Below are 19,995 nucleotides of genomic sequence, written 5' to 3' on the forward strand. Positions count from 1 at the left end.
CACTGGCCACTGGGGCTGATGGGGGTGTTGCTGGCCTCATTGTTCCTGAGCCTGGTATTTGAATACCTGGGGATGGTGTTTCTCTGGCCAGAAGAGGGGATGCGGCACAGTCAGCAGATGCTGGTGAAGGAACTGGAATACCTGTCGGAGGGGTTTACCCGCAGCCTGCTGCACAGTGCGCCGGTTGAAACGGGCCATGTGGTCATCCGGCAACTGGCGCAGGGGTTGCTGATTGACAGTGGGGTCAGTGAATGGCGGGAGCGCAGCCAGCAACCGGGGGCTTCGGCCCTGCAGGCATGGGGTGGCTGGCTGTACGGATTGTTGCAGGACTTTTTGCTGGCGGGCGTCTATGTTCTGCTGACCTTTGTGGTGCGGCTGATGATTTTGACGCTCTCACTGCCACTGTTTGTGCTGGCGCTGCTGGTCGGGTTGACGGAAGGATTGGTACGGCGCGACCTGCGACGATTCGGGGCCGGGTACCCGGGCGCCCACCGCCGGTAACATCAGGCTGATGTCATCGCTCTGGTCATAACGGGTGAGCAGGGCCGGGTTGGCGAGCGCGGCGGCACCATAGTGGGCGGACGCTACCCCGGTTCCCCCCATGGCATCCCCGCGGGCTTCGGTCCAGGTATTGGCCGCCAGGGCCCCGGAAGAGAAGCCAAACAAGAGTGTGGACATCAGGCTTAAGGTGAAACGCTGTGTATATTTTCTTTTCATTGAAATAACCCTTTTGGTATTTTTGGACAACAGTTTCCCGGGTGCTGGCGCACCTGAATGAAATACAATGGCGTGTAATAATAGGGTGAGGCTGGTTTTTCTGGTCAGTGGCTCCTTAAATAAAATACTGTCAGCATTGAAATGACATTTAACGTCAATAAGGCATCAAACAAATAAAATGTAATAAATGGCAGGGTATTCTCCATAATAGCGTCCTTCTCATTCCCCGTTGATATTGAGGCGTGGATCTCCCCCGGTCAGTAATATCGGCAGGGTGGTGGGATGGCGTAATGCGGCCATCTGTGCCGGGGTGAACTGCCGATAATGTAATGGCTGACTGCCGTGCAGTGATTTTTTACGGCACAACGCGTTCAATTGACGACAGTCTTCCTGTACCTGCGGGTCATGCAATGGCATCTGGGCATAGAGTCTGACTGTCAAGACCCTGACCCCGTTGATGTTTTGCCGGGTGGTGGCGTACAGGCCGACCTGGTGGCCGGTGCCGACGTCAACGTGCGGCAAGGGGTGCTCAGGGGTCATGCCCCCCAGTGCGCTGAAGACGGTCACCTGGCTGAGGGGCAGTTCGCGCACGATGTCCTCAACCCGCCCGCTCCACTGGGCCGGACCGCCGGGGTCAGCGAGTCTGACGGTGGTTTCTCTGCGCCCGCATAGCCAGGCATCATCGACATGAAACCAGTGAGCCAGTTGCCTGATGACGTCCTGGGTCAGGTAGTCGAGGGTGCGTTCGCGGTCTTCCAGGACACTGAGGCGGATATTGAATGGGGTGAGCAACTGGGCCACCTGCAGTGCATCCAGGCCATGAGCGTCCATCAGCAGCCAGAACCGTTCATGCACCGTCGTCGTTTGCGCGAGGACGGGATTGACGGCTTCCTGCATCACGCCGGTGAGAATGACATTGAGCAGGCCGGACAAGGGAATGCCGAGGGCCTCGACCTGATTATCCAGAAATTGCCGGACGGCGGGTTGAAAACGCACCGTGGACTGTTCACTGTATTTCCGGTCACGGGTATTGATGTTATTTTCTTTATTTAATTCGAACGGATGAGACGTATTATTGGCACGTAATAATGCGATTAATGCGTTATAAGAGGGATGCATACCATACTCCGTATTATTACGATGATAATAAAGTCTTCATTTTACTCCCCGAGGGGTAATGCGATTTCATTGCCTGAACAGACTCTAATGGAATGGCTCCGGCATGTATAATGGGTTATTTCGATCAATCAGATCGAATTGATCGTTCATTCAGATCAACTTTTGAGAACGAGGCGGGTGATATATTGCTGTCTGGCATCATTTGACGGGACATGACAGCACGTTTTAGTGTTACAGAGAGAGACTGGATTGGGTGAGATGACGATGAGTAGAAAGCCTCCCCGGCGGGAACGACAACCCATTGACTATCGAGAGCGCTTTCTTCGAAAGTGCGTCAAACTCTTTTCCTACGCGGACAGGATGGGGTTCGGGACCTGGGATACGATGGAGGAAGAAGAGGAGTTCTTCGTGTACGGGGTGATCGACTGGTATCCCGTTGAAGACATCATTGCGCGCCTGGAGGAAGAGCAGGTGGGGTTCAATCGTGCGGAGCTGCTGGTCTTTTACCGTATGCTGGAGAAACGGCGCAATACGTACTTCAATTATCATCCAGAGAGGGGCAAGAAGCGCTACGATGTGCACTAGAGCGTGATCTACTCCCTACCTCTCCCTTTGTGAAAGGACAGGGTGTGTTTTCCCAGGGCCGACCCGGCCCCGTCTGCTGTGCAGGACAGGTATCGGTAACCGCATGGCGACATCCCTCTCCTTTGGATGATGTCAGTCTCCTCCCTTTCTGTAAGAACGGCAATTCCCCCTCATTCAGATTTTTCCTGTCGATTTTGTGTTTTTTTACCTGTTGAAAGTAAAGGGGAAACCTGCTTTTTATTGATATGGGACAGGGTTGCTCGCAGTTTTTTTATAAAAAATTGATATGACTCATGTTTTATTATTCATTTTGCATGTATTAATAATGAAATGATGTTTTGATTATATTGAAAAGAATTTAACACTGCGGCAGCTACCTTTGTCGAGACAGGCTGTTGATGATTGCCTGCCACCGACCTGTTTTGTGTTCATTCTGCTGTTGGGCGTGATGTCACGCCATTCGTTTTTCCCTGTCTGATTGTGTATGCGCAAACATCGCAGGCCTGCCCGCGCCTAAATTCCGGCAGGGGAGGCGGATTTGTTTGTTGTCCGTCTGGGGGAGATGAATAGAGTGGCCGGCTATGACAACACCGGGGAAGAGAAAAGTGATACATATCATTCTATCCAGAATGCGGGGATGGCTGTCGGGGCCTTTTGCCTCCGCAGGCACGCCACCAGACAGGCAGGAGCCGATTGTTCCGGCCGGTTACCTGTTGCCAGTGAGTGCGGAAACGCTGCTGGCCGAGGCGTCGAGGGTGCAACGGGTCGGGCAGTTACGCCAACTGACGGGCGTGGATGAAAAGCTGTTCATCACGCTGTACCTGGAGCCGGTCAGGGCCTGTGCAGCGCTGATGCAACAGTTCCCGGCCAGTGAACGGGACGGTTATGCCCGGTTGGGGGGCTTGCTGGACATGATGCTGGACAGCCTGGTGTTTGCGCTCAAGCACCGCAAGGCCTACATGTTGCCCATGAACAGTGATGTGGAGAGCCAGTCACGGCAGACGGAGGTGTGGACGGCGGCCACGGCGTACAGCGTGCTGCTCTCTTTTTTACCGGTGCTGGGGCATCTGCAGGTGGAGTATGAAAGCGGGGTGTCCTGGCATCCGCTCCAGGGGCCGCTGATGGCCCCGTACCGGTTCCGTTTTGTGGCCCCCACGTCGGCGATGTTGCCGGAGAGAACGGGCCTGCTGTTGGGCACCCAGCTCCTGCCCGTGGTGGCGCCTGCCTGGTTCAGCCGTTTTCCTGAGCTGTACCGCACCTTCCTGGCGGTGTTGGTGGGGGATGACACGCAGGGCGGCATGTTGCGGGTGCTGGTACAGAACGGCCGTCAGGAAGCGGAAAAGCAGTGGCGGATGCGCTACCCGCCATCGTCGGTTGCGGCGGTGGCCTCGCCAGTCCCGGTGACGGTAGCCAGCGTGCCGGGCCCCCTGGCTGCGGGGGCATTACCGGTATCAGCACCGCTGTCTCCCGTGACGGTACCGCCTGTCGCGGTCCAAAAGGTGGCAAGCGATACGTGATGGCCACTGTGCCGATTGACCCGCAGGCGTCGGTTCCCACGGTGTTGCTGGCCTCCGATGTCCTGCTGGCAGCACAGACAAAGGACGCGCGCGAGGAGGTTGATACCGAAGGGCATGCGCCATTATTGGCCGTTGTCAGAACGGAAGAGGAGACACGGGCCATTGAAGCGTCATTGGCGTTGCTACTGCCTGCGGCAGCAGAAAATGAGTCGGATGAGAAAGACATTTTCTTTTGAGGAACTGCTTGAGGTGTATTTTTTTACCCGAACGCTGCGCGAGGCATCGCGCTGGAGCTACGAGAAAAACGTCAGGACGTTTCTGGCCTTTAACAGCTTCAGGCCAGCACAGGTCACCGAAGAGGTCGTGTTGGCCTGGAAAGAGGAAGTCCTTGGCGTCCAGCAACGAAAACCCCGCACCTGGAACAGCAAGGTTCGGCATCTTCAGGCGCTGATGAATTTTGCAATAGAGCGGAAACTGGTGCCCCAGAAGAAAAACCCGTTTAATGGCGCGCTGGTGAAGGAGGGGAAAAAGAAGAAGAAAACCATTACCAATACCCATATCAATCGCACCCTGTCGCAGATGATGCTGTTGTGCGAGGAAGAGGCCGCAGGAAAGATGCCCCTGTATGGTCGCCCGAATGCCCTGCAGCCCTGCTGGTTCTGGATGACGGTGTTGCAACTGCTGGACACAACGGGAATACGGTTGAATCAGTTGCTGCACATCCGCCTGATGGATGTGCGGTTGGAGGATGGGATTATCGAATTGGATCCGGCGGGATGTAAAAATCACCATGCTCACGAGGTGCCGATCGCCAAAGTATTACGTCCCTGGCTGGCGCGGGTGCTTGACGAGAGCCGACAACAGCATGCCCTGCCGGATGCACAGTTATTCAATGTCGGGCGGTTTGTCCCGCGGTTGCGCAAGAAATACCCGGAGACGATGACGGAAGTGCCATTGCGCTCATTCTTCCGCCGCCTGTCGAGGATGATGGAGTATACCGCAACGCCACACCGTTTCCGGCACACCATGGCGACCAACCTGATGAGATCACCGAACCGCAATCTTAAGGATGTGCAGACATTGTTGGGACATTCGAGCCTGCAGTCGACGATGGAATATATCCAGGTTGACACAAAGTTTTTGGGGGACGTGGTGGATGAAGAAATTGCGCGTCGGCGGGGCAAAAAAAGCTGAGAGTGGATCCGTCTGGATCACTAAAAAATTGACATTGAAAATAAAGTTAGTAACACTCGGACGCGAAAAAACCGAGATCTGCACTAACAGACTCGGCTCTTGACCAAAACCTTATGTTCAACTGCAAATCAGTTTCGCCTAGGAAAAAACAGTGAACAGTCCAGTTCCGTCTTTTTTACAGAGTGTTTATTTGCGTTTTGGACGCAAAAATAACAACTTTGCAACATGGGAAAATGGTGCCCGGACTCGGAATCGAACCAAGGACACGGGGATTTTCAATCCCCTGCTCTACCGACTGAGCTATCCGGGCAACGGGGCGCATTAAACCGTATTTGGCCGTATGCCGTCAATCGCTTTCTGTCACAAACTCGATCGGTTGCTCTATTTTCATGCAGCAAGCAGATGCCCACGATTGTACTCTTGCGGTATCAAGTAATATAGATATGCAATAAATGTGTTGTTTTATACCATTTTGATTTTTCTGGGATTTATTTTTATCTTTATAAATTACAATGAGTTACCATCATTATTATCCTTGGCTTAGCCCTTTAATTGTTACTTGAACCTCATAAAAAAACGTGTAATCATTGCGCAGGTTTTTTGCTCCATTCATCACAGTAATAGTAAATAACGCTCATCAGAATCAAAGGGTTACAGACATGACAGGGTTCGTTACTCAAGCGTTTTTATACACTAGACATCTGCTGATGCTGCCGCTCCGCCATTGTTCTATCCAGATATCATTCTCGCGTTTACCGCTGCACCTCATGCGGTAAGGCCCCCCGATGCTCGCTGTTAGGCATTATTAAAAATAGAGCTGCGGCTCTGATTTTACTGATGTCTATCGGACGCTGCTGATCCCAGCCTCGATAACTGCCTGATGTTTAACCACATCAGCCGTTCATGTTTGCACTTTTGGCTGCAATGCAGGGCATCAATTTGCCGGGGTAACCATTGGTTATCTCATCATGTGTCTTATGGCACACCCTCATCCTTAACCGTTTGAGAGTTAGCATAATGAAAGAATTGAAAATAGCGACAAGCGTCAGCCTGGTACCTAGTATCGAGACCTTACGCCAGATTGTTCGCCTGGAACAGACCGATTATACCGATGTGGCGGCGGTGGTGGTGTCTGTCGATGACGTGAACGCCGGGATTCTGGAAACGCTTAAAGCGACCGGTTTTGGTATCCCGACGTTTGTTGCTGTTGAGGGGGATGAGTTACTTTCCCCAGATTATTTGCCGTTGATTAGCGGTGTATTTGCGCTTTCCGCGGCGACCAAGGCATTTTACATGGCGCAGTTGGAAGCAGCGGCTGATGCTTACGAACAGGCACTGTTGCCGCCATTTTTCAAAACGCTGAAAACCTATGTGGAAATGGAAAACTCGACCTTCGCCTGCCCTGGCCATCAGGGTGGTGAATTTTTCCGTAAACATCCGGCAGGGCGCAAATTTTTTGAATTCTACGGTGAGACGATTTTCCGTTCTGACATGTGTAATGCCGACGTGAAGTTGGGCGACCTGCTGATTCACGAAGGTTCGGCGAAAGATGCGCAAAAACATGCTGCCAAAGTGTTCAATGCCGATAAAACCTATTTTGTTCTGAATGGTACTTCGGCGGCGAATAAAGTGGTGACCAACGCGTTGCTGACGCGTGGCGATCTGGTGCTGTTCGATCGTAACAATCATAAGTCCAACCACCACGGTGCGTTGATCCAGGCTGGAGCAACGCCGGTATATCTGGAAACTGCACGTAATCCGTTTGGCTTTATTGGCGGTATCGACTCCCATTGTTTTGATGAACGCTATCTGCGCGAGCAGATTCGGGATATCGCCCCAGAGAAGGCCAATGCGCCACGGCCTTTCCGTTTGGCAATTATCCAGCTTGGTACTTATGACGGCACGATTTATAACGCCCGCCAGGTGATCGACACCATCGGCCGTCTGTGTGATTACATTCTGTTTGATTCCGCCTGGGTGGGTTACGAAGGGTTTATCCCGATGCTGAAGGAGTGTTCACCGTTGTTGCTGGAACTGGATGAACACGATCCGGGCATTTTCGTCACTCAGTCGGTGCATAAACAGCAGGCCGGGTTCTCGCAGACTTCGCAAATCCATAAGAAAGACGATCATATCAAAGGCCAGAAGCGCCATTGCAATCACAAGCATCTCAACAATGCATTTATGTTGCATGCGTCTACCAGCCCGTTCTACCCGCTATTTGCGGCGCTGGACGTTAATGCCAAGATGCACGCCGGGGCCGCTGGCCGCCGTATGTGGATGGAATGCGTCAAGCTGGGTATTGAAACACGTAAGCAGTTATTGGCACGTTGTGTGCAACTTAAGCCTTTTATTCCACAGCAGGTGGCAGGTAAAGACTGGCAGGATTATGCAACCGATCTGATCGCCAATGATGCGCGTTTCTTTAACTTTGTACCAAATGAACAATGGCATGGGTTTGAGGGCTATGCGCAGAACCAATATCTGGTGGACCCTTGCAAGCTGTTGCTGACCACGCCGGGCATTGATGTGGCTACCGGGCGCTATACCGAGTTCGGTATACCGGCCACTATTCTGGCCAACTTCCTGCGTGAGAACGGGATTGTGCCGGAAAAGTGCGATCTTAACTCGATCCTGTTCTTGCTGACTCCGGCGGAAAGCCAGGCAAAGATGAACAATCTGGTGGATATGTTGGTGCAATTTGAGCGCTACATTGAAGAGGATGCGCCGTTAAGTGAGGTTTTGCCGACGGTATACCGCAAAAACGAGCAGCGTTACCAAGGTTATACCATCCGCCAGTTGTGCCAGGAGATGCACGATCTGTATGTCAGCTTTGATGTGAAACAACTCCAGAAAGAGATGTTCCGCCGGGCGCATTTCCCGCAGGTGGTGATGAACCCACAGGATGCCAACGTGGAGTTTATCCGCGACAACGTTGAACTGGTGCCGATTGGTCAGGCGGCAGGGCGTATTGCAGCGGAAGGGGCGTTGCCGTACCCGCCAGGCGTGCTGTGTGTGGTGCCAGGGGAAGTGTGGGGCGGGGCGGTGCAGCGTTATTTCCTGGCGTTGGAAGAGGGGATCAATCGTTTGCCGGGTTTCTCCCCTGAATTGCAGGGCGTATACATTGAAAAGAAAGATCACGGCTGGAAGCGGATTTTCGGCTATATGATCAAGCAGTAAAACTACAAGGCCGATGTATTATGCATCGGCCTTGTCGGGGTTGTGATTTTAAACGCGCACTATTTCCGGCGATAGCTTTTCTGCGCGTTATTCACTTTCACCAGATAGCGGCGTGACTCGCTCGCGGGGTGTTTGCTGGTTAACGTCTGATAAATATCTCCCGGCTGCATCTGATTGATAATCTCTACCGCACGGTTCTTGTCACTGTTGAAGACCCGTAGCACGCTGCCAGCTCCACCGTTATAAGCGGTGATCACCGCGTAACGGCGCGAGGTCGGGTTCTGGATCCCGCCGAGATAGTTGTTTTGCAGGATCGCCAGGTAAGCAGTACCCGTATCAATATTGTTTTCTGGATCGAACAGATAGCTGCGGCTTGGTGTGCCCCCTTTGCCCTTCATCAGAAACACGTCTTTACCGGCGGTATGCTGCATGACCTGCATCAGGCCCAGCGCATCGGATCTACTGACTGCATACGGGTTGAAACTGGATTCAGTCTGCATGATCGCCAGGATCAGCGACTCTTCAACGCCGTATTTTTCAGAGGCTTTACGCACCATCGGCAGATATTTATGTGCACGCTTGTCCAGGTGGTTAGGCACCAGTTGGATCGTGATCGAATAAATCACGTGCAGGCCAGAGGTACGCTTTTGTAATCGGGTTTGCAGCAGGTAGTCGGCGAAATGTGCCGCACGCCATTCCCAGCGGATTGGCTGGCCGCTGTTATCCAGCACCTGGCCATACAGGAATGGTTCTTTACTGATCTGGATATCGTTGGCGTCGGAATAGAGATCGATGGAACCCGGATCATCCCCCATCAACAAGGTGCTGATAATTGCCTGGCGCAGATGAGCGGCAGGATCGGTGGTGGCAATGGTTTCGACCGTGATCGTCCCCGCATCAAAATTGATATGGCTGCGGGTTTGATACTGATCGGTATATTTAACGTAATCTTTGGGCCCGGCGATCAACACTTCGCTGATGCCCCAGATGTTCTCAATGTTATGGGCAAACTGGCCCATCAGAATCTCAAAACCATTGGTGTCTTTCACCAGGGCTTCGTTGAATTCTTCGCTTTTCTGGTCAGAACAAGAGATCAACAAGGGCGCTATCACTAGCAAAGCTAAAATTTTCTTCATCTTAAAGCCGTATACGAGAAGAATGAGTTGAGTGCTTATCAGGGCCAACGTTTGGCCCTGATAATATTATTCGCTCGGCGGTGTATAACCTTCGATATGGACGTCGTGCCCTTCGAACAGGAATCTTATCATCTCTGCTTCCAGCAGTTTGCGATCGTCAACGTTCATCATATTGAGCTTTTTCTCGTTGATCAGCATGGTTTGCTTTTTCATCCATTCACCCCAGGCTTCTTTGGAGATCTCGTTGAAGATGCGTTTACCAATATCACCTGGATAGAGTTGGAAGTCCTGCCCTTCGGCATCGCGCTGTAGGAAGGTACAAAAAATGGTTCTGCTCATGCTAATTCCTCATCAATGGCGCTATTGTGGAGCGGTGGCTGCTTTGCCAGTTGTTGCAACAGGCGTTCGACCGGTGCGGCCAGCCCGACCGATGGCGGCTGCGCTAAGTTATACCAGAGACCGGCACCCTCATCCATGGCACCCGTTGCTTTATTGATGCTCAACCACATTGGCACAATATCCAGATGGAAATGGCTGAAAGTGTGACGAAAAGCGGTCAATTGCGCCAGAGAATTACCCTGCAAGCCGCGCTGCTGTAACCAGAATTCCAAATCAATGCGCGCACTGAACTGTGGGAAACAGAACAGGCCACCCCACAACCCGCTGCCTGGGCGCTGTTCCAGCCACACGCCATCGCCGTGTTGCAGTAATAAGAAGTAAGCGGTTTTCTCCGGCAGCGTTTGCTTGGGCTTTTTGCCTGGATATTTGGCCCAACTGCTGTTGCCGTTAGCGAGGCAGCCGACCTTGAGCGGGCATAAATCGCATTTCGGCTTGGAACGGGTGCAAACCATCGCTCCCAGATCCATCATCGCCTGATTGAACTGGCCGACGCTTTGCGCTGGCGTCACTTCTTCACTGATCTGCCAGAGGCGGTTTTCCACCTCTTTTTTGCCCGGCCAGCCCTCAATGGTGTAACAGCGAGCCAGTACGCGCTTCACGTTGCCGTCAAGGATCGGGTAATGCTGTCCCAGCGCCAAAGAGAGAATCGCCCCGGCGGTTGAACGGCCTACGCCGGGCAGATCGACGATTTCAGCAAAGGTTGTCGGGAACTCGCCGCCGTGCTGTGCAACAATAGTCTGAGCCGCTTTATGCAGATTTCTGGCGCGGGCGTAGTAACCCAACCCGGTCCACAGATGCAGAACTTCATCCAACGGCGCTTCCGCAAGGGCACGCACGTGCGGAAAACGTGTCATAAATCGCTGAAAATAAGGAATAACGGTGGCAACCTGAGTTTGTTGCAACATCACCTCAGAGAGCCATACTTGATAAGGCGTTTTATCGAGTTGCCACGGCAGTGTCTTGCGGCCGTAGCGCTGGTACCAGTCAAGCACCACGTGCGAGAACTGTTGCGCTTGCATCATAAGCAGGTTTCGCTATCTGGCTGATTAATGGATGCGCGATTCCAGCATAGAGTAAGAGTGCTGTAAACCGGAACTTTCCGGCGCAGCACACCTGGTATGGTGATGAACGCTTGCTAAACCGAGGTATCTTTGCATAATGCGCATTTCTACTCGTCATATTTCAAACCGAGCTTGCCATGTTATCCGGCCCAACTCGAATTATGCAGAGTATCCCGACTAATTGGCAGCCAAACAGACAGAAAGCACTATGATTAATGACGTCATCTCCCCGGAATTTGATGAGAACGGCCGTGCGATGCGCCGTATCCGTAGTTTTGTTCGCCGCCAGGGGCGGCTGACCAAAGGCCAGCAGTATGCGCTGGACCACTATTGGCCGGTGATGGGAGTGGAATATCAGGCTGCGCCTGTCGAGATTGCCACTTTGTTTGGCCGCGCAGCGCCAACCGTGCTGGAGATTGGTTTTGGCATGGGGGCTTCGCTGGTCACCATGGCAAGCCATAACCCGCAGCAGAATTTCTTAGGGATTGAAGTTCATTCACCGGGCGTTGGTGCCTGCCTGGCCGATGCTCACGAAGCAGAGTTGAGTAACCTGCGGGTGATGTGCCATGACGCGGTGGAAGTGTTGCAGAACATGATCCCGAACGGTTCACTGGATATGGTGCAGTTGTTTTTCCCGGATCCGTGGCACAAAGCACGCCACAACAAGCGCCGCATAGTGCAGCCGCCGTTTGTTGAACTGGTATTGAGTAAATTAAAAGTGGGTGGTGTTTTCCATATGGCCACCGACTGGCAACCCTATGCAGAACATATGCTGGAGGTGATGAATGGTAATGCAGGATATCGTAATCTTTCCAAGAACCATGATTACGTGCCGCGCCCAGATTCACGTCCATTAACGAAATTTGAATTACGTGGCCAGCGTCTGGGTCATGGCGTTTGGGATCTGATGTTTGAGAGGATGGAATAATGGCTAATTATTGTTTCTATTCTGATTTTTAGTGGTGAAATCAACGATTAAATTAATTTATTTGTTTGATTTTTAAATGTTTTATTTGGGGTTTGTTGTTTCTTGTTGTTTCATCAAATCCCACTCAAAACCACTAAATCCTACATTTTAATGTAGGTCAAAATGTAGCTTGCCAATTTGCCTATGGTATAATGAGTGTCATGTAACAATGACACTCATGGAGCTAACTAGTTGGAAAAATTAGAGAAAAAACCACTGTCAACTAAAGCTATTGAAGCCCGGTGACAAAGACAAAGCTGATACTGGCGAAAACCGTGAATTACGGCTCAGTTGTGGTGTTACCGGAATTAAGTCTTTCTTCTACCGCTATACCAATCCCCTCAGTGGCAAGCTCGTCCAAGTTCATATCGGTCACGTCCTTAATATTTCTTTGGCACAGGCTCGTGCTGAACTGCAAGCGCTTAAGCAGATAAAGAATGAAGGTCGTTGTCCTTCCAGTGAACAGAAAGCAAAGCTGAAAAACAGCAAGCTGTATTCACTGTCCGAGATTTGGTAGAACTGTACCTCACTCAGCGCATTGAAGATCGCAAAGGGAAAGACGGAAAAATTATTCAAGGAGCGCGGAAAGTCGGAGGACAATACATATGCCGACGTATGATTGTAAGTATCCCGGTGCTCTAATTTTGTGATCCATATATGGACGCCCCGGGTATTACAAGTACTGGTTCGATACGGTTTGCGACCATATATCCGGCATCGCTGATGGGTAAATTACCCTCGCCATGATGTTATCCGAGCCCTGTTTCCTTATCACTACACCGGTATTTGATTACCCAGGATCACTTCAGGCTGTTACAGGGACGGTAGCCGTTTTCTCATCAGTGCTTGCAAACTCAGAGAGACATATTTTTTTAACGCCGTATTGCATTAACTCACAGCAAATGCCTTTTTCATATTAAAATCAACGTCATCGGTCAATATGCGCCAGATGATCCGGGTCAGTTTATTCGCTAAAGCTTTAGAAACTCTCGTCGGGCCTCCAACCTTTTTAGCCAATGGCCCAGGCTGTCGTTACGTTTTTTCACGCATCGCATCGCATCGCATCACTGAGCGTGCGCCATGGATGATCAGTGTTCTCAGGCTGCGATTGCCATTTTTTGTCACAGAGGACAATCTTTGCTTCCCTCCCGAACTGTGCTGCCGGGGAACCAGACCGCACCAGGCGAATAATTATCTTCCGCTGGAGAACTGCGCAGCATCTACTTCACTGATGAAAGCCGCAGCGATAAGTGGGCCGACACCCGGGGTCGTTAATAAATGACGATAGGCTGTCTGTTGTGACGACAATGCAGCAATTTCTTTATCCAAACCGGTGACGCGTTCATTCAGCGCCTGCATCTCTTCGCGCAATGAAGAAAGTAAACGGCGAAGCGTGAAAGTTAAGTCATTGGATGCGTCTTCAATAAGCGCGGGTAGCTGCTGCCGGAGACATTGGAGCCCGACAGGAATAATGAGCCCATATTCAGCGAGCAGAGAACGAAGCTGGTTAGCCAGCGCGGTTCTCTGCTCAACCCTAAGTTGGCGGGTATTGCGCAGCGCTTTGAGATCCTGCTGCCCCGTGGTTTTGACCGAAACAAAGTGGATCCCCGGGCGGTGGTACTAAAAACTGGAGGGACTACACTTTCACGTGCTGGGCAGGGATAAGCCTTACGCTGAATCCCATAGCACCGAGAGTACGGCCCCAGTAATGAGAGGTTGAACAGGCTTCCATCGCGATTAAAGTACCCGGTTTAAACTGGCGAAGCGTATCCAGCAATCTCTGACGCGATATTTTTCTGTTCCAGGCAACGGAACCATCGACCATCCAGACACATACCTGAAAAACAGATTTGGCAATATCGATACCAACAACTCTGATCGTATTCATGTGATGTTACTCCCGGAGCAATACAGTCAGTAAAAGTATGGCACTGACCACCTTAAGAAGGGGCGTCCATCACATCACTACAGGTTAACCGCGATATAAAGAACGCCGCTAAGGCGGCGATCCGGGGAATGAGAGTTTAAGGCTGTGATCAACTGGTAAGTACAAAAAATAGTCAGGAAAATTTAATTTTCTACCCGGTATTTTTATTTATCTATTCTTCAATATACTCAAACCATCACTCAATATTTTCGTATTATTAAAATCCCCTCCACGGTCAATATATCCAGACCATTTTGGATAATATTCTTTAAACAAAAGATTGCCATTCTCTGTTAAATCAGAACTATACAAGGCAAGATCATCTTTCAAACTACCATCTTCTTTAAACGGTTCTAATGTAACCAAATTATTTTCCTTGAGAAAGGTCATTAATATTTTTGTTATATTAGTTATTTGCTCGCGATAAGATAAATTTTTACTTCTTTTTAATAAACTTGAGTAATTAAATCTTAATAAATTCATTTTGCTACCCCTACTAATTAAGGTGAATTATTCTAGATGCGTCATCAGAAAGTTCTATCAACTCTTTTGTTACTGGATGGCGAAAAAAACCACCTCCGGCAGATCGAATAATCTCCTCTTTTGCAGATTGAGCAACTTTAGATGCTGTTTTACTGGTTACTTTGATACCTTTCCAGCCATCTTTAGTCTTAACTACAAAATCAAGAATTCGAGAACCTTTTGTGCTACCGACCTGAATAGCATCATCAACAAGACCAACTATTTTTCCATCAGAATTATGTAAATGTCGCTGACTCAAAACATTATCTTTCCCAAAAATATTTTGCAATCGCTCTAACAATCTGGCTTCTCGCGCATCATTTTGAGGTTCTCAAGCGTGTATGTCAGCTTAAAGAGGTCACTTTGTTGCACTATATCGCCGCTGCATGAACGCCAAACGTATGCGAGATGAGATTTGAGTTTGGCCCTTATACCTTGCTTACGGCCCTTTTCCAACAGCGGTTGAATATCAATCGCGACTGTCTTGGAAAAACGTCTCTGTTTTTGGGCTGTAGCTAGCCAACGGACGATGAAAAGATGGTGGAGGCCACAGCACCGTCCTGAACAGCGGTTTGCAACGCAACAAGAGCACAAAAAGTGAGATGAGCAAGGTCGTGGGTGGTTTGGTCAGGAGGTGTTGCCATTGATGCCACTAAAGCTGATTAAAACTGATGGTGATGGTATTTAGGCTTGGTGGCAGTGGCAACCTCAAATGAGTGAAGGTAAGCTAGGTACATCTGTTGGTAGCTGCTAAACTTGTGCTATTGCTAACCACCTGAAAATCAGACACTTAATTAAATGTAGGTTAAAGTTTAACTTTCATTTAATTCGTCTAAAAATACCATTAAAATCAAATAGGATGGAATAATGGCTAAGAACCGCAGTCGTCGTTTACGTAAAAAGCTGCATATTGCAGAGTTTCAGGAACAGGGTTTTTCCGTGGCTTGGCATTTTGCCGAAGGCACCGCTGTTGAAGATATCGATAGCACGTTGGATGCTTTTATCGATGAAGTGATCGAGCCAAACGGGCTGGCGTTTGATGGCAGTGGCTACCTGCAATGGGAAGGCTTGATTTGCCAGCAGAGGATCAGCAATTGCACCGACGAACAGCGTGAGCTGGTCAAAAACTGGCTGGAAGCGCGTAAGCTGAGCGAAGTGAAGGTCAGCGAACTGTTTGATATCTGGTGGGATTGATTTCTGCCCGATCGGCGCGGCAGGCGGCTGCGTGATAAATGCTGATTGAAGGTGCCTTAATGGCACCTTTGCTTTATCTGGAGTGTAACCACAATGGTAACAACATTGGATAACGCATTGCTGGACGAGATCCTGCAACAGGTTCGCCCGTTGATTGGCCAAGGTAAGGTTGCGGACTATATTCCTGCGTTGGCGGAGGTGGCAGCGGAGCATTTGGCAATCGCCGTGTGTACCGTCGATGGTGAAATATTCCAGGCCGGTGATGCCACGGAGCGGTTTTCGATCCAGTCGATTTCCAAAGTGTTGAGCCTGACGCTGGCGCTGATGCGCTATCAGGAAAGCGAGATCTGGCAGCGGGTAGGGAAAGAGCCTTCCGGTTTGCCGTTCAATTCGCTGCTACAACTGGAAATGGAGCAGGGCAAACCGCGCAACCCGTTTATCAACCCTGGCGCGCTGGTGGTGTGCGATATGCTGCAAAGCCGTTTCAGTGCACCTAAACAGCGCATGTTGGAAGTGGTGCGCCAATTGGCCGGTGAGAATGACCTGTTATACGATATTCGCGTGGCGCGTTCTGAGTTCGAACACTCCGATCGCAATGCGGCTATCGCTTACCTGATGAAATCATTTGGCAATTTTGAGAATGATGTGCTGACCGTGCTGCAAACCTATTTTCATTACTGTGCGTTACGCATGAGTTGCGTGGAACTGGCGCGCTGCTTTGTCTATCTGGCCAATCAGGGGCGTGCGCTGAATGGCAATGAGGTCATCAGCCCATTGCAGGCGCGGCAGATTAACGCACTGATGATGACCAGCGGTATGTATGATGGTGCCGGTGAGTTTGCTTACCGTGTCGGCATGCCGGGTAAATCTGGTGTCGGGGGCGGCATTATCGCGATTGTGCCGGATGAGTTATCAATTGCCGTTTGGTCACCTGAGCTGGATATCTCCGGCAACTCGTTGGCGGGAACTGCGGCACTGGAACTGTTGTCTCAACGCATTAGCCGTTCGATTTTTTAATCCCATTGTAAACGCTGCTGGAAGAGAGTCAGGAGAAATGATGTTAAAGAAAGCCGGGTTAGCTTTGCTGTTGTTAACAGCTTCGCAGGCGCATGCCGTCTATCAGTGTAACGTTAACCCCCAGGATGACGTGATTATCAGCCCACAAATGGTGCAGGTGGTAGGAGCCAGCGGTAACTTGCAGATTTCCCCTGATGGCGACATCACCCGTAACGGGCAGGAGCTTAGCCTTAATGACGTTCAACGCCAGAAGGCTTTCAGCTATCAGAGCGCGTTGCGAAAAGAGTTACCCTGGATTGATCAGCATGCGCGGCAGTATTTGGAAAGGGCGCGTGTCGCATTGGATAACGTGATTGTGCAGCAGTTGGGCAGCGGCAGTAATGTACGTAACCGTTTGACCACGCTCGACAATCAGCTTAAACAACAGATGAACCGCATTATCGAACAGCGCAGTGATGGTTTGGCTTTTCACCATAAGGCCATCGCTCAGGTGGAACAGGACGGGCGCAACATTGTCCAGCAGAGTATGGGCGGTGTGTTGCAAGATAGTTTGAACGAAATGGGGGTTAAACAGGCGACGAGTGGCAACGGTAATCCGTTACAGGCGCTGATGGGGAACCTGGGTGGTTTGCAACAGGCGATTCAGAACGAATGGAATAATCAGGAGCAGGATTTCCAAAACTTCGGTAATGACGTGTGCAAACGCGTTACAGCGCTGGAAACTCAACGCAAGAATCTGCTTAATGCGTTGAAGTAATTATCAGCCTGCACGCCGCAGAACTCGTTTGGAAAGAACCAGAAAAGCGCTGAACTCTCAGCGCTTTTTGTTTACTCGTCCGGCAGAAAAAGTTCCAGTAGCGAGTTAAGGAACAACTTACCTTTTTCCGTAATCTGCCAGTGTTCCGCCGTCTCCTCCAGGTAACCTTGCGCCAGTGCTACGTCCAACGAGGTACGGATCACGCTTTCATCCAACCCGGTGTAGCGGGCAAATTCGGCGCGCGGTGCCGCTTCCAGCAGGCGAAAACGGTTCATAAAGAACTCGAATGGCCGATCATGCAGCGCGACTTCATGCAGTTTATCCCGGTATTCACCGCGCATAAAACCGCGTGGATGTTTGGTTTTGGCGGTGCGCAGAATGCGGCCGTCGCTGAACGTCAATTTGCCATGTGCGCCGCAGCCAATCCCCAGATAGTCGCCAAAACGCCAATAATTGAGGTTATGCTGGCACTGATAACCTGGTTTGGCATAGGCAGAGGTTTCATATTGCTGATAACCGGCGGCCCTTAGCAGCTCGTGCCCTTGCTGAAAGATATCCCACAGTGCGTCATCATCTGGCAGCACCGGTGGGCGCGAACTGAACAGGGTATTTGGCTCAATAGTGAGCTGATACCATGACAGATGCGGCGGATTAAGGGCAATTGCCTGGCGTAAATCGTCCAGGGCTTCTGCCAGTGATTGATCCGGCAGGCCGTGCATCAGATCGAGGTTGAAACTGCGCAGGCCCAGGCCGGTAGCCAGATGCGCCGCACGTTTGGCCTCATCCGGCCCGTGGATGCGCCCCAAGCGCGTTAGCTTCTCGGCGCTGAAACTTTGCACGCCGATCGAAATGCGGTTCACCCCGGCGCGCTGATAGCCGCTGAAGCGATCGGCTTCCACGGTACCGGGGTTGGCTTCCATGGTGATCTCCGCATCGGCAGCCACGTGAATCCGTGCACGCACTCCGTCCAGTAAGGCCTGCATGGCTTCGGCACTCAGCAGGCTTGGCGTGCCGCCGCCAATAAAAATAGTGCTGATTTCACGGCTACTGGTGAGCGGCAGATCGGCATCCAGATCGGCCAGCAGGTGATCAACATATTCTTGGTGCGGTACTTCGCCCTTTAAGGCGTGCGAGTTGAAATCGCAGTACGGACATTTCTGTACGCACCAGGGAATATGAATGTACAGGCTGAGCGGTGGTAGTTGCACAGGGTTAGTGGGCATTACGCAAGGCTGCCAACATCAGTTGCAAGGCTTTGCCTCGGTGTGACACGGCACTTTTCTCATCCCGTGACAGTTCCGCTGCCGTACAGCCCAACTCCGGCACGTAGAAGATTGGATCGTAACCAAAACCGCCTTCACCGGCAGATTTAAAGGTCACTTCACCCGCCCAAGAACCATGGAACACCAATGGGGTTGGATCTTCCGCATGGCGCATGTATACCAGCACACAATGGAATTGCGCCGCGCGTTGGCCTGGTGGCACGTCTTGCAACGCCACCAGCAGTTTCTCCAGGTTCTGCTGGTCACTGGCATCGACACCTGCATAACGTGCGGAATAAATGCCCGGAGCACCGCCCAGTGCATCAACGGCCAGGCCTGAATCGTCGGCAATTGCGGGCAGGCCGGTGATCTGCGCGGCATGGCGGGCTTTCAGGATGGCGTTTTCGATAAACGTCAGCCCGGTTTCTTCGGCGGAGTCTACGCCCAGTTCGGTTTGGGCTATCACATCCAGGCCGAAATCGGCGAGCAGGCTGGCGAGTTCACGCACTTTACCGGGGTTCCCGGTGGCAAGAACGACTTTTTGCATAATGATTACCTTGAAAATTAACCCATAAGCGCTGCGATCGCGGCAGGGATCTGTTGCGGGTTGATGATGCGTAGCTGTTTATGCCGGCCCAGTTCGCCTTTCTCAATCACCACATTACTTTTCGCCACCTTGAACTGCTTGGCGATAAACTTGATCAGATGGGCGTTGGCCTGGCCGTCAACGGGCGGTGCCGTGATGGCGACTTTTATTTCATCGCCATGCAGACCGATAATCTGATCGCGGCTGGCTTTCGGCTGAATATAAAGCCTGATAGCCAGCCCGTCCAGCACAGGGGTGACTGCACTCACAGTTGAAGCCAGAGTTCGCCGAACATATCCATACCCAGATAGTTGAGGAGGTACAGAATAAGAATCACCACCATGGCAGAAAAATCAATCCCGCCCATGGCAGGAATGATGCGGCGGATCGGTGCCATCAACGGCTCGGTGAGTTGATACATCACATAATCGATCGGGCTGCGACCCTGGCTGATCCAACTCATCAGGGCGCGGATAATCATCACCCAGAAGATCACATAACCGGCGGATTTGAGCAGTGAGATCAGGCCAAACAATAGATTGTACGGACTCAGCGCAAGGGTACCGCTTTGAATCAACAACAACAGTGGATATTTGATAGCCATCAGCAGAAATGCCAACAGCAACGATGCGCTGTCTATCGGCCCCAGCGCAGGAATGATGCGGCGCAACGGGCCCACGATCGGCTGGGTGATTTTTACCACGAACTGCGAGAACGGATTATAAAAGTCAGTACGTGTTAATTGCATCCAAATGCGCAGCAACAGCACCATCACGTAAATATCAACAACGGTTTTGACCAGGAAAGTCAGCGTTAGCATGTGAGTTACCCTTTTCCTTAACTCTTGGTTATCCC

At 51.1% G+C, this 19,995-nt stretch carries 23 protein-coding genes, 1 tRNA gene and 2 pseudogenes; 12 read left to right on the plus strand and 14 right to left on the minus strand.

Annotated elements, in window-relative coordinates; all coding sequences use genetic code 11:
* Positions 1 to 18: 18 nt before the first annotated feature.
* On the plus strand, positions 19 to 501 hold the full coding sequence (locus tag Z042_RS08465; RefSeq protein WP_236849258.1) for a TIGR03747 family integrating conjugative element membrane protein: 483 nt from the start codon (positions 19 to 21) through the stop codon (positions 499 to 501).
* Here the strand turns inward: Z042_RS08465 and Z042_RS26535 are convergent.
* Positions 457 to 678, minus strand: a pseudogene (locus Z042_RS26535) (conjugal transfer protein TraF); the annotation flags it as partial. The gene Z042_RS08465 and the pseudogene Z042_RS26535 overlap by 45 nt on opposite strands.
* Positions 679 to 936: 258 nt before the next feature.
* Positions 937 to 1,572 carry a hypothetical protein gene (locus Z042_RS24485; RefSeq protein WP_154666912.1) on the minus strand — a complete coding sequence of 212 codons (636 nt, stop codon included), beginning with the start codon at positions 1,570 to 1,572 and terminating at the stop codon, positions 937 to 939.
* Here Z042_RS24485 and Z042_RS25925 point away from each other — a divergent pair.
* The 5 genes from Z042_RS25925 to Z042_RS08490 all read left to right on the plus strand — a co-directional run bounded on the left by Z042_RS25925 (position 1,567) and on the right by Z042_RS08490 (position 5,132).
* Complete coding sequence (locus Z042_RS25925) at positions 1,567 to 1,770, plus strand: hypothetical protein (protein WP_154666914.1); 204 nt, start codon at positions 1,567 to 1,569, stop codon at positions 1,768 to 1,770. The two genes, Z042_RS24485 and Z042_RS25925, sit on opposite strands and share 6 nt — an antisense overlap.
* A 450-nt stretch (positions 1,771 to 2,220) precedes the next feature.
* A complete protein-coding gene (locus tag Z042_RS25930; protein WP_154666924.1) occupies positions 2,221 to 2,421 on the plus strand; it encodes a hypothetical protein in 201 nt (66 codons plus the stop codon).
* A 605-nt stretch (positions 2,422 to 3,026) separates the two neighbouring features.
* On the plus strand, positions 3,027 to 3,938 hold the full coding sequence (locus tag Z042_RS08480) for a TraI domain-containing protein (RefSeq protein WP_162149763.1): 912 nt from the start codon (positions 3,027 to 3,029) through the stop codon (positions 3,936 to 3,938).
* Positions 3,935 to 4,174: a hypothetical protein gene (locus Z042_RS26265; RefSeq protein ID WP_167336759.1), complete on the plus strand. Its 240-nt coding sequence runs from the start codon at positions 3,935 to 3,937 to the stop codon at positions 4,172 to 4,174. Before Z042_RS08480 ends, Z042_RS26265 begins: the two co-directional genes overlap by 4 nt.
* The gene (locus Z042_RS08490) at positions 4,152 to 5,132 is read left to right on the plus strand and encodes a tyrosine-type recombinase/integrase (protein ID WP_024914263.1); all 981 of its coding nucleotides are present in this window, start codon (positions 4,152 to 4,154) and stop codon (positions 5,130 to 5,132) included. The genes Z042_RS26265 and Z042_RS08490 overlap by 23 nt, the downstream gene beginning before the upstream one ends.
* 234 nt (positions 5,133 to 5,366) lie before the next feature.
* Here Z042_RS08490 and Z042_RS08495 read toward each other — a convergent pair.
* Positions 5,367 to 5,442: transfer RNA gene (locus tag Z042_RS08495), tRNA-Phe, on the minus strand.
* A gap of 707 nt (positions 5,443 to 6,149) precedes the next feature.
* Between Z042_RS08495 and speF the strand changes: the two genes are divergently transcribed.
* On the plus strand, positions 6,150 to 8,312 hold the full coding sequence (gene speF / locus Z042_RS08500) for an ornithine decarboxylase SpeF (protein WP_024914264.1): 2,163 nt from the start codon (positions 6,150 to 6,152) through the stop codon (positions 8,310 to 8,312).
* A 59-nt stretch (positions 8,313 to 8,371) separates the two neighbouring features.
* Here speF and mltC read toward each other — a convergent pair whose 3' ends face one another.
* The 3 genes from mltC to mutY all read right to left on the minus strand — a co-directional run bounded on the left by mltC (position 8,372) and on the right by mutY (position 10,869).
* A complete protein-coding gene (gene mltC, locus Z042_RS08505; RefSeq protein WP_024914265.1) occupies positions 8,372 to 9,448 on the minus strand; it encodes a membrane-bound lytic murein transglycosylase MltC in 1,077 nt (358 codons plus the stop codon).
* A gap of 66 nt (positions 9,449 to 9,514) precedes the next feature.
* Positions 9,515 to 9,787 carry an oxidative damage protection protein gene (locus Z042_RS08510; RefSeq protein WP_024914266.1) on the minus strand — a complete coding sequence of 91 codons (273 nt, stop codon included), beginning with the start codon at positions 9,785 to 9,787 and terminating at the stop codon, positions 9,515 to 9,517.
* Positions 9,784 to 10,869: an A/G-specific adenine glycosylase gene (mutY, locus tag Z042_RS08515; protein WP_024914267.1), complete on the minus strand. Its 1,086-nt coding sequence runs from the start codon at positions 10,867 to 10,869 to the stop codon at positions 9,784 to 9,786. Before mutY ends, Z042_RS08510 begins: the two co-directional genes overlap by 4 nt.
* 247 nt (positions 10,870 to 11,116) lie before the next feature.
* Here mutY and trmB point away from each other — a divergent pair, with 247 nt between their 5' ends.
* Positions 11,117 to 11,836: a tRNA (guanosine(46)-N7)-methyltransferase TrmB gene (gene trmB / locus Z042_RS08520; RefSeq protein ID WP_024914268.1), complete on the plus strand. Its 720-nt coding sequence runs from the start codon at positions 11,117 to 11,119 to the stop codon at positions 11,834 to 11,836.
* Between the two features lie 271 nt (positions 11,837 to 12,107).
* Entirely contained in the window at positions 12,108 to 12,392 is a 285-nt protein-coding gene (locus tag Z042_RS25580) for an Arm DNA-binding domain-containing protein (protein ID WP_024914269.1), read from the plus strand.
* Positions 12,393 to 12,763: 371 nt separating this feature from the next.
* On the opposite strand, the pseudogene Z042_RS08530 reads toward Z042_RS25580, so the two are convergent.
* From Z042_RS08530 to Z042_RS24910, 4 genes and pseudogenes are all read right to left on the minus strand, one after another.
* Positions 12,764 to 13,763 (minus strand): annotated as a pseudogene (locus tag Z042_RS08530) (IS110 family RNA-guided transposase).
* Between the two features lie 207 nt (positions 13,764 to 13,970).
* Positions 13,971 to 14,285 (minus strand): hypothetical protein, encoded by a 315-nt coding sequence (locus tag Z042_RS08535; RefSeq protein WP_024914271.1) that lies wholly within the window; start codon positions 14,283 to 14,285, stop codon positions 13,971 to 13,973.
* 13 nt (positions 14,286 to 14,298) lie between these two features.
* A complete protein-coding gene (locus tag Z042_RS25940; protein WP_154666926.1) occupies positions 14,299 to 14,625 on the minus strand; it encodes a hypothetical protein in 327 nt (108 codons plus the stop codon).
* Positions 14,619 to 14,918 carry a DUF2913 family protein gene (locus Z042_RS24910; RefSeq protein WP_071882810.1) on the minus strand — a complete coding sequence of 100 codons (300 nt, stop codon included), beginning with the start codon at positions 14,916 to 14,918 and terminating at the stop codon, positions 14,619 to 14,621. Before Z042_RS24910 ends, Z042_RS25940 begins: the two co-directional genes overlap by 7 nt.
* A 273-nt stretch (positions 14,919 to 15,191) precedes the next feature.
* Between Z042_RS24910 and Z042_RS08540 the strand changes: the two genes are divergently transcribed.
* From Z042_RS08540 to Z042_RS08550, 3 genes are all read left to right on the plus strand, one after another.
* Positions 15,192 to 15,518, plus strand: coding sequence for a YggL family protein (locus Z042_RS08540; protein ID WP_024914272.1), 327 nt, complete (start codon positions 15,192 to 15,194; stop codon positions 15,516 to 15,518).
* A gap of 93 nt (positions 15,519 to 15,611) precedes the next feature.
* Complete coding sequence (glsB, locus tag Z042_RS08545; RefSeq protein WP_024914273.1) at positions 15,612 to 16,535, plus strand: glutaminase B; 924 nt, start codon at positions 15,612 to 15,614, stop codon at positions 16,533 to 16,535.
* A gap of 40 nt (positions 16,536 to 16,575) precedes the next feature.
* Positions 16,576 to 17,292, plus strand: coding sequence for a YggN family protein (locus Z042_RS08550; RefSeq protein WP_037407528.1), 717 nt, complete (start codon positions 16,576 to 16,578; stop codon positions 17,290 to 17,292).
* 71 nt (positions 17,293 to 17,363) lie between these two features.
* Here Z042_RS08550 and hemW read toward each other — a convergent pair whose 3' ends face one another.
* Genes hemW through Z042_RS08570 form a run of 4 tightly spaced genes read right to left on the minus strand, consistent with a single transcriptional unit; the run spans position 17,364 to position 19,960 of the window.
* Positions 17,364 to 18,515: a radical SAM family heme chaperone HemW gene (hemW, locus tag Z042_RS08555; RefSeq protein WP_037407530.1), complete on the minus strand. Its 1,152-nt coding sequence runs from the start codon at positions 18,513 to 18,515 to the stop codon at positions 17,364 to 17,366.
* The gene (locus Z042_RS08560; RefSeq protein WP_024914276.1) at positions 18,505 to 19,101 is read right to left on the minus strand and encodes an XTP/dITP diphosphatase; all 597 of its coding nucleotides are present in this window, start codon (positions 19,099 to 19,101) and stop codon (positions 18,505 to 18,507) included. Before Z042_RS08560 ends, hemW begins: the two co-directional genes overlap by 11 nt.
* Positions 19,102 to 19,118: 17 nt before the next feature.
* Positions 19,119 to 19,409, minus strand: a complete 291-nt coding sequence (yggU, locus tag Z042_RS08565) for a DUF167 family protein YggU (RefSeq protein WP_024914277.1) — start codon at positions 19,407 to 19,409, stop codon at positions 19,119 to 19,121.
* Positions 19,406 to 19,960 carry a YggT family protein gene (locus Z042_RS08570; RefSeq protein ID WP_024914278.1) on the minus strand — a complete coding sequence of 185 codons (555 nt, stop codon included), beginning with the start codon at positions 19,958 to 19,960 and terminating at the stop codon, positions 19,406 to 19,408. The genes yggU and Z042_RS08570 overlap by 4 nt, the downstream gene beginning before the upstream one ends.
* Positions 19,961 to 19,995 lie beyond the last annotated feature (35 nt).

The organism is Chania multitudinisentens RB-25, from assembly GCF_000520015.2.
Classification (GTDB): domain Bacteria; phylum Pseudomonadota; class Gammaproteobacteria; order Enterobacterales; family Enterobacteriaceae; genus Chania; species Chania multitudinisentens.